Annotated in this window: 7 protein-coding genes; 3 read left to right on the top strand and 4 right to left on the bottom strand. The window is 52.2% G+C overall.

Translation table 11 applies throughout. The features are described from left to right. Positions 1-60 precede the first annotated feature (60 nt). The 3 genes from asnS (at position 61) to HP572_RS06930 (ending at position 4,372) form a co-directional block, all read left to right on the top strand. Positions 61-1,461 carry an asparagine--tRNA ligase gene (gene asnS, locus HP572_RS06940; protein ID WP_240585165.1) on the top strand — a complete coding sequence of 467 codons (1,401 nt, stop codon included), beginning with the start codon at positions 61-63 and terminating at the stop codon, positions 1,459-1,461. A gap of 295 nt (positions 1,462-1,756) precedes the next feature. Then, positions 1,757-2,866: a porin gene (locus tag HP572_RS06935; protein WP_275901592.1), complete on the top strand. Its 1,110-nt coding sequence runs from the start codon at positions 1,757-1,759 to the stop codon at positions 2,864-2,866. 315 nt (positions 2,867-3,181) lie between these two features. Continuing rightward, a complete protein-coding gene (locus tag HP572_RS06930) occupies positions 3,182-4,372 on the top strand; it encodes an amino acid aminotransferase (RefSeq protein ID WP_240585164.1) in 1,191 nt (396 codons plus the stop codon). A gap of 78 nt (positions 4,373-4,450) precedes the next feature. On the opposite strand, the gene HP572_RS06925 is transcribed toward HP572_RS06930, so the two are convergent. The 4 genes from HP572_RS06925 to mukB all read right to left on the bottom strand — a co-directional run bounded on the left by HP572_RS06925 (position 4,451) and on the right by mukB (position 12,527). Beyond that, on the bottom strand, positions 4,451-5,098 hold the full coding sequence (locus tag HP572_RS06925) for an MBL fold metallo-hydrolase (RefSeq protein ID WP_240585163.1): 648 nt from the start codon (positions 5,096-5,098) through the stop codon (positions 4,451-4,453). An 83-nt stretch (positions 5,099-5,181) separates the two neighbouring features. Beyond that, positions 5,182-5,730, bottom strand: coding sequence for a YcbK family protein (locus tag HP572_RS06920; protein WP_240585162.1), 549 nt, complete (start codon positions 5,728-5,730; stop codon positions 5,182-5,184). 178 nt (positions 5,731-5,908) lie between these two features. Then, on the bottom strand, positions 5,909-7,645 hold the full coding sequence (ldtD, locus tag HP572_RS06915; RefSeq protein WP_240585161.1) for a L,D-transpeptidase: 1,737 nt from the start codon (positions 7,643-7,645) through the stop codon (positions 5,909-5,911). Between the two features lie 436 nt (positions 7,646-8,081). Then, positions 8,082-12,527, bottom strand: a complete 4,446-nt coding sequence (gene mukB, locus HP572_RS06910) for a chromosome partition protein MukB (RefSeq protein ID WP_240585160.1) — start codon at positions 12,525-12,527, stop codon at positions 8,082-8,084. Positions 12,528-12,535: the final 8 nt, after the last annotated feature.

Below are 12,535 nucleotides of genomic sequence, written 5' to 3'. Positions count from 1 at the left end.
CATTTAGCGTTTTAACCACGATATATTTCTTACAACACGATTAATTAAAGAGAGAATTTTATGAGCGTAGTGCCTGTAGTCGATGTACTGCAAGGCCGTGTCGCCGTTGACAGCGAAGTCACCGTGCGCGGCTGGGTACGTACCCGGAGAGATTCTAAAGCCGGTATCTCCTTTATCGCCGTTTATGACGGCTCCTGCTTTAATCCATTACAGGCTGTCGTTAATAATAATCTCTCCAATTATCAGGATGACGTACTGCGCCTGACTACCGGCTGCTCCGTTGAAATCACCGGTAATGTCGTCGCGTCTCCAGGTGAAGGCCAGAGCTTCGAACTGCAAGCCACCAACGTCAATGTTGTCGGCTGGGTTGACGATCCTGATACCTACCCGATGGCGGCAAAGCGTCACAGCATTGAGTATCTGCGTGAAGTGGCGCATTTGCGTCCACGCACCAATCTGATCGGTGCCGTTGCGCGCGTTCGCCATACGCTGGCGCAAGCAATTCACCGTTTCTTCCACGAGAACGGTTACTTCTGGGTATCTACCCCGCTGATTACCGCATCCGACACCGAAGGCGCGGGTGAAATGTTCCGCGTTTCTACTCTCGATCTGGAAAACCTGCCGCGTACCGAACAAGGTAAAGTAGATTTCAGTGAAGACTTCTTCGGTAAAGAAGCGTTCCTGACCGTATCTGGTCAGTTGAATGGCGAAACCTACGCCTGTGCGCTGTCCAACGTGTATACCTTTGGCCCAACGTTCCGTGCAGAAAACTCTAACACCAGCCGCCATCTGGCTGAGTTTTGGATGATCGAACCGGAAGTTGCTTTCGCTTCTTTGGATGACGTCGCGGCGCTGGCCGAAAACCTGCTGAAATATGTTTTCCAGGCTGTACTGAATGAGCGTGCCGATGATATGGCGTTCTTTGCTGAGCGCGTTGATAAAGAAGCCATCACTCGACTGGAAAAATTCGTCAGCTCCGATTTCGCACAGGTGGATTACACCGATGCCGTCGAAATCCTGCTGAACTGCGGGAAGCAGTTCGAAAACCCAGTTTACTGGGGTGTTGATCTCTCCTCCGAGCACGAGCGTTATCTGGCAGAGCAACACTTCAAAGCACCGGTTGTCGTTAAAAACTACCCGAAAGACATCAAAGCCTTCTATATGCGTATGAATGACGACGGTAAGACCGTTGCCGCAATGGATGTTCTGGCGCCGGGAATCGGCGAAATCATCGGTGGTTCTCAGCGTGAAGAGCGTCTGGCGCAGTTGGATAGCCGTCTGGAAGAGATGGGACTGAATAAAGAAGACTACTGGTGGTATCGTGATTTACGTCGTTACGGCACCATTCCACATTCCGGTTTCGGTTTAGGTTTTGAACGATTGATTGCCTATGTTACCGGTGTACAAAATGTGCGCGATGTCATTCCTTTCCCACGCACACCACGGAACGCCAGTTTCTAAATAAAAATTTAATATAAGTAAAACAAATATGTAGAAAAGAAGAGTCGGGTTTCCCGGCTCTTTTTTTTTAATTTTTGTTATGCCTCACAAAGTTCCCTAACTTTTACATTTAGACACACATTATTTCCATTTGTTACTCGATTACGAACTTTGTAGCATCTTTAGGGTGGATTAACTGGCGAGTGAATGGAAAACTGCGTTCAGACACAGGAAGACACCAAACTTTCAGGAATAGTTCCGTAAAGAATTATTTATGGCAGTGGCAGGTGTCTAAATAACACCAATGAGGGTAATAATGATGAAACGCAACATTCTTGCAGTAGTAATCCCAGCTCTGTTAGTCGCAGGCGCAGCAAACGCCGCTGAAGTTTATAACAAAGACGGCAACAAGCTGAATCTGACTGGTCGTGTGCACGCAGGTTATACGTTCAATAACCAAAGCGAAGAGAACGCAGATAATACTACCGCTCGTCTGGGCTTCAAAGGTGAAACTCAGATCGCTGACCAACTGGTTGGTTTTGGCCGCTTCGAATACCAGTTCGATGCTAACTCAACTGAAGATTTGAACGGTGGCGCGGGCAAAGAAAAAACCCGTTACGCTTTTGCTGGTCTGAAATTCGGTGATTTCGGTTCTTTCGATTACGGTCGTAACCTGGGCGTTGCTTACGACGGTCTGGCTTATACCGACGTTCTGCCAGAAAATGGCGGCGACAGCAGCATCACTGATACCCTGACTGGTCGTATCGGTAACGCAGCAACTTACCGTACCACCAACCTGTTTGGTTTAGTTGATAACCTGGGTTTCGGTCTGCAATACGTTGCTAAAGACGAAGAGAAAAATAGCGCTGGTACATCAGTTGACAGACTGGATCGTCGCCATGGCGATGCATGGTCAACCTCTCTGTCCTATGACACTGATTTCGGTGTAGGCGTGGTTGCTTCTTACGGTTCTTATGGCCGTACAGCAACGCAGCAGGGCGTAACTACTGGTGCTGTTGGCGGTGCCAAAGCTGACGTATGGTCTACTGGTCTGAAATATGACGCGAACAATGTTTATCTGGCAGCAGTTTATGGCGAAGCCAGCAACTTCTACAGAATCAACGGTGCTAACGGTATCGCTGATAAGAGCCAGATTTTTGAAGTTGTTGCTCAATATAACTTCGACTTCGGTTTGACTCCAACTCTGGCCTACGTTTCTCGTAAAGACAAAGTTGATAGCTCGAGCGCTACCAACACTGGCCGCAATGACTACGCAGTGAAATACGCAAGTATTGGTGCAACTTATGCGTTCAACAAAAACTTCTCTGCTTACACTGAATACGATATCAGCCTGATCGATAAAGACAACGCTTATGGTATCGAAAACAACGATGTTGTAAACGTTGGTGTAATCTACCAGTTCTAAGTTGCCGCAGCATAACGTAACGAGTTAATCGTTCGTATTGCATGAAAAGACAGAGCCTCGGCTCTGTCTTTTTTATTGCGTGCTAAGTAACGCCTTACGGACCTCGCCAGCGACGTTGAAAAACGCGCCCCGGCATTTTTTGTTTCTGCTTTACGCCACGCTGCGCCAATTATTCTCGCCTAACCAGTCTTTTATTTCGTCTCTCTCCTTCTCCCTGTTATTTCCCTTTCTTTTTGACATCAACGGTTGGCAAAGCCTTTTACTGACGGTACTCTGAGAATTCTTATTTCATCTCAGTTATGGAACATTCTGGCAATGTTTGAAAATATCTCTGCCGCACCGGCCGATCCTATTCTCGGGCTGACCGATCTTTTCCGCGCCGATGACCGCGCGAATAAAATCAATCTGGGTATTGGTGTCTATAAAGATGAAACCGGTAAAACTCCGGTTCTGACCAGCGTAAAAAAAGCAGAACACTATCTGCTGGAAAATGAAACCACCAAAAATTATCTGGGCATTGACGGTCTGCCAGCATTCGGTCAGTGCACGCAGGAGCTGTTGTTTGGCAAGCAGAATGCCATCATTGCCGACAAACGTGCCCGCACGGCGCAAACACCAGGCGGAACAGGTGCGTTGCGCGTAGCCGCTGATTTCATTGCAAATCAGACGTCTGCAAAACGCATTTGGATCAGCAACCCAACCTGGCCAAATCACAATAACGTCTTCTCTGCTGTCGGTCTGGAAGTATGCCAGTATGACTACTACGATGCTGCAAACCACGCGCTGGATTTTGATGGCCTGCTGAACAGCCTGAATGCCGCACAAGCCGGTGACGTGGTGCTGTTCCACGGCTGTTGCCACAACCCAACCGGTATCGATCCTACCGCTGAGCAGTGGGCTAAACTGGCCGAGCAGTCAGTAGCAAAAGGCTGGCTGCCGCTGTTTGATTTCGCTTATCAGGGCTTTGCCCGTGGGCTCGAAGAGGATGCGGAAGGCCTGCGTCTCTTCGCTGCGAAGCACGATGAACTGATCGTATGCAGCTCGTACTCTAAAAACTTCGGTTTGTACAATGAGCGCGTCGGTGCCTGTACGCTGGTTGCCGCCGATGCCGCAACTGCAGATAAAGCATTCAGCCAGGTGAAAGCCGCTATTCGTGCAAACTACTCTAACCCGCCGTCACACGGTGCGACTGTTGTTGCGACCATTCTGGGCAACGATGCACTGAAGGCCATTTGGGTACAGGAATTGACGGCGATGCGTGAACGCATTCAACGTATGCGTCAACTGTTCGTGAATACCTTGCAGGAAAAAGGCGCGCAGCAGGATTTCTCCTTCATCATCGACCAGAATGGGATGTTCTCATTCAGCGGTTTGACCAAGGAGCAGGTTCTGCGTCTGCGTGACGAATTCGGCGTTTACGCGGTGAATTCTGGCCGTATCAACGTTGCAGGAATGACGCCGGAAAACATGGCTCCGCTCTGCGAAGCGATTGTTGCCGTACTCTAATCGTTCTGCGATCAAAAAAGCCGACACCCTGTGTCGGCTTTTTCATTTCTGACCTTTACTGATAAAAGAGAACAGAAACTACCAAATCGCCGCATCTTCACGCAGGAAAGGATTCGTTTTACGTTCATGTCCTAAGGTCGACATCGGGCCGTGTCCCGGAATAAACGTCACATCGTCACCCAACGGTAGCAGCTTATTCTTGATGGACGCAATCAACGCCTGATGATCTCCCTGTGGGAAATCAGTGCGCCCTACGCCACCGTTGAAAACTACATCACCCACCTGCGCCAGACGCGATTCCGCATCAAAGAAAACAATGTGGCCCGGCGTATGGCCTGGACAGTGGAAAACCGCCAGCGTCGTCTCACCTACGCTGACTTCATCGCCTTCCTGTAGCCAACGCGATGGCGTCAGCGGCGCGCATTCTTCCAGACCAAACATCCGGCTCTGTGCCGGTAGCCCTTCCAGCCAGAACGCATCTTCAATCTGCGGGCCAATAATTGATACCTGATAGTGCTCGGCCAACTCGGCAGCCGCACCCACATGATCCAGATGGCCGTGCGTTAACAGAATCTGTTTAACTGAAATCCCTGCATCCGCGACGGCACGTTTGATTTTTTCTGCATCGCCACCGGGATCGACAATCGCCGCTTCATTCGTTTTTTCGCACCATAACAACGTGCAGTTCTGGCTAAATGCCGTCACCGGGACAATTTGATATTTCATATCACTCCATGTTGAATAAACTGAACGGTTCGCTCTGCATTAGCGAACCGTATCAGAAAAAAATTTAACGCTGCGGTAGCGAATTACCAGGTGCGGACTGGGCCGGTATCGATGTGAACGAAATCGCTGCGGGGGTAGTAGCCGACGCCGCCGGCACGCATCTTCATCGCCGCTTTACGAATGTTAGCGAGTTGAACACCTTCAATATGGAAATCCATCGCCTGCCCTTTCGTGTGGTAGCTCTGCTTTGCCACCCCTCTGCTATGCGCGCGTAATTCATTATTCGTATCTATCGCGCGATAACCAGAAATCAGCTGTACGGGCTTGTTGGTACCCAACATCACCTGTAAGCGATAGAGCTGATCGAAGAGTTGGGGATCAATCGTTTTGACTTTATTGGCGCGATAGTCGCGGAAAAAGTGATTCAGGCGGGAAAGTTCTGACTTGTTATACCGTTTGCCATCAAAGAATTCCGTTTTCAGTCGCTCTCCGGTATTCAGATTGCTCAGCGTCAAAATTCGTGGTCGGGGTGTAGATAACGTCGCAAATGCCTGACCGGGAAGCAGTGCGATACCCAACGCGGCACCACCCAGTGCAAGCCACTTACGGCGATGATTGTCAATGTGATCCATAGAACAAGTACCCTGGCTAAAGAACGGTATAAAAGGAGGCACAAAACGTGCCGCCTTGAACCTTAACTGCCAGAGAAAAGTGAGTCAACCCGCTTTGCTTACAGGTTTGCGGGAGATCGCATCGATCACCCGCAAAACGATAAAATACCGATACCGCTAATGCTCGTGTTTTCAATACTTACTGAAGCAACAGCCCTGCTCTGGACAGCACTTTCGTCCCGGCACGAGCGGTGTCATCATAATTGTAAATATCTGTTCGGAACTGTGGTCTACCATCTTCAGCCACCCACGCGGTCAGATAATAGAGGTTGACCGGAATCCGATGTTTCATTGACACAAAGGTGGTATTTCCCTGATCCAGCGTGGAAGAAATACGACTATTATTCCATCCCGCATCCTGCAATAGCATGCTAGCCAGTTCCGATGCCTTATTAACTCGCACGCAACCGGAGCTCAGCGCCCGGATATCGCGCTGGAACAGATTGTGATTAGGCGTGTCGTGCAGATAAATCGCTTCTGAATTGGGCATATTAAATTTATAGCGTCCTAGCGAATTATTCGCACCTGGGGCCTGACGCAGTCGATAGGGGAAGCGCTCTGCTGAGACCATCGGCCAATCGATCATGGAAGGATCGATCGCTTCAGCATCCTGGCTCCAGCCGGATAACACCGTGTAGCCATGACGCTCTAGATAACCGGGATCGCGCACCACTTTAGGGATGATGTCTTGCCGAGTTAGCGTCGTAGGGACATTCCACGGCGGATTGACCACCACGTTATACAGCGAGCTGCTCATCAATGGCGTTTTGCGTTTAGGCTGCCCCACAATGACACGCGATGACAAGCGTTCAGCGCCATCCTGATAATAGATCAGTGAATAATTGGGGATGTTCACCATGATACCGGTGTGAACATTGTCCGGTAACAGGCGCAGACGCTGGATATTCAGCGCCAGCAGGGTTGCGCGCATTTGCGGGGACACATTGAGCCAATCGCGCGTACGCTTACCAATAACGCCATCATCGTCCAGCCCTTGCCAGTGCTGGAAGCGTTTAACCGCGTCAACCAGTTCGCCAGTATAACGATCGTCGATAGCACCGCTCTCAACCAGCGGTGCCTGCCCTGTCGATACTGTCGTCGCTGCGGTATTTTCGTTAAATAGCGTAATGCTCTCCGTTGAAGACAGCATGCCAGTACGTTGCAGAATTTCGCGCAGTACCGCCAGTTCCCGACTCTGCTGCTCTGGGCGCAGAGACTCCGCCAGATTCAAGCTCGGCCACGGGCGATTGTCAGCCAGCATCGTCTTCAGCGCTTCATGCATTTTAGCGTATTGCGAATGCTGTGGTGCCAGCGAAACGACATAAGCCGCGCTGGTACCGGATTTAACGGCCTGTTGCCATTGCGAAACGATATTGAGCGCTGGCGATTGCAGACGGTAAGGTACGCTGCTGTACAGCCAGTCGTTACCGCTGCGTTCTACGCCCGAGACGAACTGCAAATAGCCCAGCATCGCATCCGAGAGTACGACATCACGCGCAAATCCGGTCAATTGCGGGTCGGTCAGCCAGGTTACCCACGTAGTGAACTGCGGCTGTACGCCAGCTATCGCCAGTTCGGCCAGCTGTTGCTGAAACTGTTGAACCGCACGGTTATCTGCCCACATAGCTTGCATCTGATGTTGGGCATAAAGCGATGATAAATCAGAGAGATAATGTAACGTCATACCGTGCGGCAGCGCTGCCAGAAGCCCTGCACGGCTATTTTCTACAGACACCACGCCCGAGCTTTGCGATAAGCCGGATACCACCGTCGGAGATGCTGCCAGCACCGAAAACGAAGGAGACAGGCTTCCGACCCAAATACAACCCACGCGTAACAGCAGCCTGACCATTTTTCGCTTATGTAACAACAACATCCATTTATCCCCTGTACTCATTAATCACTATGCTTTCACGACAATCCGCGTTGGATATGGAAATAACAAACCGAATTCGCTCGTATACGGTCATACTCGCGTAAGCACATTCTTTAGGTTTTTCTTGTGTAGAAAACGAGAAAGAATGAAATATGAGCATTTTTATATCGCGCCCGTTATTACGGTACGCCACCTTGCAACATAAAACCGCAAATCCTTCTACGGCCTGCAATCGTTTTATCGTCAGTATATAAAGAGAAAAATATTTTTGCTTCTTCTTCTGGTTATTATCTTACGCGTTTGATGAAGCTATTCGTATTCAACATTCCCTTTACGCAACGCTTTACGAAAAAATAAAGCCGCTTAAAAAAGCGGCTTTATCATTATAGAGGAAAATAGCGGCAAGGTTTACAACGATAAAATTTACCGCTCCCCACTATGAGGCTTGCTCTTGTGTCTCTGTCTCTGGTGCTTCCGCTCCGAAACCGCGCAGCCCGACCACATGGACGTGCTCGTTGTTCTGGTAGACTTTACGCACCAGCTTATAGGTGGTTCCCTTCTCGGGGCTGATATTTTCCGGTGCCGCGATGACCAGCTGCATTTCCAGACGATCGCAAAGCTCGAACAGCGTCGCAATCGACTTGGCATCCAGACGCGCTGCCTCATCGAGGAACAGCAGACGGCATGGAATAATATCTTTGCCACGCAGGCGCTTAGACTCTTCTTCCCAGCTCTGTACCACCATAACCAGAATCGACATCCCGGTACCGATGGCTTCCCCGGTCGACAACGCCCCACTTTCCGCCCGCAGCCAGCCATCCGCGCCACGGTTAACTTCAACTTCCATTTCAAGGTAGTTTCGGTAATCCAGCAGCTCTTCACCGATGGTTTGCGGCGTGCGCTGTCCCATATCAATTTCAGGATTCAGGCGCTGATACAGTTTTGCCAACGCTTCCGAGAAGGTCAGACGGTTGCTGTTAAACAGATCCTGATGCATCTCCTGCTGTTCGGACAACACGTTGAGCAACGTGGTATGCGTTTCGCGCACGTTAACGTTAAGGCGAACGCTCTTCACCTGACCAAATGCGACCGCTTGCAGCCCCTGGTTCAGCATCCGAATACGATTCTGCTCACGCTGGATCGTTTTACGAATGATGTTTGCCACGCTGCGTGAGCTGATGGCCAGCATCTGTTCACGCGCCGTCAGCTCTTCAGTCAGACGGTTCAGCTCGATCTCCATCTGCTCAATCGCTTCTACCGGATCATCGGTGCGGATAATATCCTGACGGATACGCTCGCGCAGATGCTGGTAAACGGCGATGTAGAACTGGATCTTGCGTTCCGGCCGCTTCGGATCTTCGGAAAGCCGCAGCACATCGCGCAAATGTTCGTTATCCGCAACCGCCAGACGCAGCGCACCCAGCGCCTTATCCGACATAGAACGCAGTTCATCGCCTTCCATGTACGCCAGCTCACGACGATGCAGACGACGCTCGACGCCGTTGTCTTTCACCAAACGCATGACGGCACACCAGCCCGCTTTCGCCGTAACAACCTGCTCACGCATCTGGTGATAATCACGCTCAAGTTTGCGCAATTTCTTCTGCAAGCTGTCCATTTCCGCTTCACAGAACGTAATCTGTTTTTCCAACTGATTCCGGCGTGAGCGGTTGGTGCTTAATGCAGCATGCAGCTCATCACGACGCTGACGGGCGCGCGCTTCGGCATCAGCGTCCGCACGTACGCCGATATCCTGAAGCTCTTGCGTCAGCTCCTTCAGCATGTCCTGCTTGGCATCGTAAGAGCTTTTCAGCGATGCCTGAACCTGGCTGTACTGCGTCAGCTGTGCCTGATGCTGGCGTAGCTGTTCACGCGCTTTTGTCCGTTCGGCCTCAGCCTGTTCCAGACGATGACGCAGTTTGTCATTCAGACCGGCATTCTCACCCAGCATTCCAGCCGAATCGGCATAGCTGAAGTGTGCGCGACGCTGCACCACCTCAGTCAGTGCAAACGCCTGCTGTTTTGCCTGCCGCTGTGCGTTCTGCGCCTGCGTATAATCTTCCTGCAACTGCTCATGCTGCTGCGGGTCGCTTTGCAGGACAGAAACCAACGGTTCCAGCTTAGCCAGCGTTGCACCGTGCTGCTGAATGAAGCGAGCAGACTCTTCGGTTTCATCCAGTTCCGCACGAATCTCTTCCACGCGATCCTGCAATGTCTCATCGCAAAGCAGGCTAATACGCGGAATCAGTTTATTCAGCTGTGCGCTGGCTTCTTTCGCCTGCTCATACTGCTGACGCTGCTGCTGGTTTTCGCCATCAAAGCTGGCCATCGCACGATCCAGTTCGCCGCGACGGGAGCTGAGCGTACGAATTTCCGCTTCGGGATCTTCATCAAAAACGACAGCCAGATGCGTACCGATAAAGCGGCTAAAAGACTGGTGCAGGCGCTGCGTTTTTTGCACGTCAAACGACATCGTCGCGTACTGTTCCGCCAGCGCTTCTCGCTCATCACGCAGGCTTTCCAGACGCATTTCCCGCGCGGCGCGACCAAACAGCGGCACTTCTGGGAAGCGCGAATAACGCCATTGGCGCTCGGCGACTTTCACCACGACAGCACGTTCTAGCTCTTCAACGGCAAACACGCTGTCATCAAACGACTGCGGATCCCCTTCGATCAGATACAGGTCTTCCGGACAATCTTCCAGACCGGCAAGCTGATCGCGCACCAGCGAAAGATCGGACACCACGATGGCATGGCGGGAGGGACCATAAAGCGCCGAGAAGTACGGCGCATCATCCAACGTCACGTCATCATAAATCTCAGACAGCAGCACGCCGCCAAAGCGTTCCGCCAGCGCGTTCAGGCGCGGGTCTTCCGAACCGCCGGGCTGACTCAGGCGCTCAATCTGCGTTTCGATCTGCCGCTTGCGGGCCGCGATGTCGTCACGTTCAACCGTAGTTTCACGCTCGCGCTCCAGCAACTGCTGCATGAATTCCGTCACCTGACGGCTATCTTCAAACGTTTCGCCGCTCTGCTCGCTCAGTTGCGTCAGCATTTCCTGTGCAGCCAGCCAGACTGGCGCACGCGTCGTCAGCTTCTGAATGCGCTGTTGAGTCTGCTCCAGCTCTTGGCGCAGCGCCATGCGACGTTCACCCGCTTCTGCCACCAGCGATGACAGCGTTTCGATGCGGGCATCAAGTTCTTGCTGGAGTGATTCCAGCTCTTCCGGTTGATAATCCTGGCCGTTGCGTTTGCTGAAATCCTGCAATAACCGCTCGGCATCCTGCTGTTCGCGCAGGCGCTGTTCCAACTCAGACAGGCGCATCCGCAGCGGCTGTACCCGCTCCGCCTGATAGCGTTGTGAAGAGCTATCGCGCAACAGGTCGCGTGCAACCTGCCAGGCTTCGTTGCGATTCACCGCACCGGCAATCTTAGTCACCAGCTGATAGGCTTGTTCAAACTGGCCGTGCGCCGCATCGGCCACGCTCAGTTTCTGCTCCAGCATCAGCAGAATTTCTGTCGCTTCCTGCTCTTTCGCCTGATAGCTGTCCAGCCACTCATCCGCGTTGTCTGCCGTTAAATCTGGCAACTGACACAGCGAGCGGGCGCGTTCCAGCGCTTGCTGAGCCTGCTGATACTGAATGGCGCGCGTCTGCTGCACGTCCAACGCCTGCTGATAGTCGGCAAGCTGGCTTTTCAGCTCATCCACTTCCAGTTCGGCAGCATCGGCGCGTTCTTCGTTTTCCGCCTGCTGCTCCCGCGCTTCTTCCACCACCTCGTTCTGTTCTTCGAGGCGATAGCTCAATTCTTCCAGGTCGGCGTTATAGCGCTCAATTTTTTCCTGCTGACGCATTGCTGTCTGCACCAGATTCAGGTGATCGCTGGCCGCCTGATAATCCGTTTCCAGATCGCCTTCGGCACCGCTTTGCTCTGCCAGCTCCCGCGCCATTTCTACATGACGATATTGCTCACTCGACAGCTGCTTACGGCTGGAGAACAGATCGCGGCGCAGTTCCAACGCCCCATCCAGATGAATACGACGCTCATTGGCGTGCCGCATGTAGTCGGCGGCCACATAGGAGGTCGCTTCAGAGATCAGGTGCTTAAACAGGTCGCGATCGGACTGAGTGACGCGAATCGCCTCCAGCGTCATGCGGTTTTCACGCAGCGCGGCTTCCATATCCTGAAACGCTTTACGCACGCCGCTGTTTTCCGGCAGCAGGTAGTCACGCAGCGAGCGAGTAATGGCGCTGGAAATACCACCGTACAGCGAAGCTTCGATCAGGCGATAGAACTTACTGCGATCGGAAGCCGAACGCAGGCGACGCGGCACCACACCCAAATCAAACATCAGCGAGTGATAGTCGGTGATGGAGTTAAACTGCTTGAACTGAACGCCTTCCATCTCTTCGACACGCTCTTTCAGTTCCTGCAATGAGAGCACGCGCGCCTGACGATCGCCGACCACCTGCGTCAGAATTTGCGTCGGCTGTATCGCCGTCGGTAATCCCTGAATGGTGAAAGGCTTGATGTCGACTTTACGGTCGCGCCCCGCAACCTGCTGGAGACGAACCCCAACCAGCACGCGCTGATGACGCGAGTTAACGACATCCAGCGTGGAGTAGCAGACGCCGGCGCGCAATTTACCGTGCAGGCCTTTATCGCGTGAACCGCTGGTGGCGCCGGCTTCGGTGGTGTTCCTGAAGTGCAACAGCGTCAGGTCAGGGATCAGCGCCGTAATAAAGGCGGCCATCGTGGTGGATTTCCCGGCACCGTTACCGCCGGATAGCGTGGTAACCAGTTCATCCAGATCGAAGGTGCGGGCGAAAAAGCCGTTCCAGTTGACCAGCGTTAGTGAGCGAAATTTACCGCGTTCAATCATTCCTGTTC

Origin of the sequence: Pectobacterium sp. PL64 (assembly GCF_022477975.1) — a bacterium.
GTDB lineage: Bacteria > Pseudomonadota > Gammaproteobacteria > Enterobacterales > Enterobacteriaceae > Pectobacterium > Pectobacterium jejuense.
This window is presented reverse-complemented; position numbering and strand designations above follow the sequence as displayed.

Bases quoted from the DNA above. Each gene is read 5' to 3' on its own strand.
- HP572_RS06925 (WP_240585163.1), bottom strand. From the start codon at position 5,098: ATGAAATATCAAATTGTCCCGGTGACGGCATTTAGCCAGAACTGCACG.
- HP572_RS06930 (WP_240585164.1), top strand. From the start codon at position 3,182: ATGTTTGAAAATATCTCTGCCGCACCGGCCGATCCTATTCTCGGGCTG.
- HP572_RS06920 (WP_240585162.1), bottom strand. From the start codon at position 5,730: ATGGATCACATTGACAATCATCGCCGTAAGTGGCTTGCACTGGGTGGT.
- asnS (WP_240585165.1), top strand. From the start codon at position 61: ATGAGCGTAGTGCCTGTAGTCGATGTACTGCAAGGCCGTGTCGCCGTT.
- HP572_RS06935 (WP_275901592.1), top strand. From the start codon at position 1,757: ATGATGAAACGCAACATTCTTGCAGTAGTAATCCCAGCTCTGTTAGTC.
- ldtD (WP_240585161.1), bottom strand. From the start codon at position 7,645: ATGTTGTTGTTACATAAGCGAAAAATGGTCAGGCTGCTGTTACGCGTG.
- mukB (WP_240585160.1), bottom strand. From the start codon at position 12,527: ATGATTGAACGCGGTAAATTTCGCTCACTAACGCTGGTCAACTGGAAC.